Annotated in this window: 1 protein-coding gene; it reads right to left on the reverse strand. The window is 58.4% G+C overall.

All coding sequences use genetic code 11. The features are described from left to right. Positions 1–245: transposase (locus tag KNO86_RS14615; protein ID WP_483298404.1), on the reverse strand; the 245-nt coding region annotated here is incomplete at its 3' end. Positions 246–351 lie beyond the last annotated feature (106 nt).

The raw sequence follows: 351 nt of genomic DNA on the forward strand, positions 1-351 counted from the left end.
CTCACGGTCTGGCGCACGGAACGGATGTTGAACAGGGGGCCGAGTAGGATGATCTTGATGATGATCTCCGGGTCGATGCCGGGCGTGCCGGTGTTCGAATAGAGCGGGGCGCATAGACGATGCACGATCGAGAAGTCGATGTGGCGGTCGAGTCTCCGGACGAGATGATCCTGCGGGACCAGCTGGTCCAACGTGGTCTTCGACTGGATCGGTTCATGTCGTTTCTCGGGATGGGCGCGATACATATCGGGTTCCTCCTTTTGATGACGGGCGGACGTGGCGTTTACCTACCTACTTCCCCGTTTGGACCGGTTCGAAGTATGTATCGGGCTTTTTCTTCGGCCGTCGAGG

The sequence above is a fragment of the Exiguobacterium sp. s160 genome, assembly GCF_018617575.1.
Lineage (GTDB): Bacteria > Bacillota > Bacilli > Exiguobacteriales > Exiguobacteriaceae > Exiguobacterium > Exiguobacterium aestuarii_A.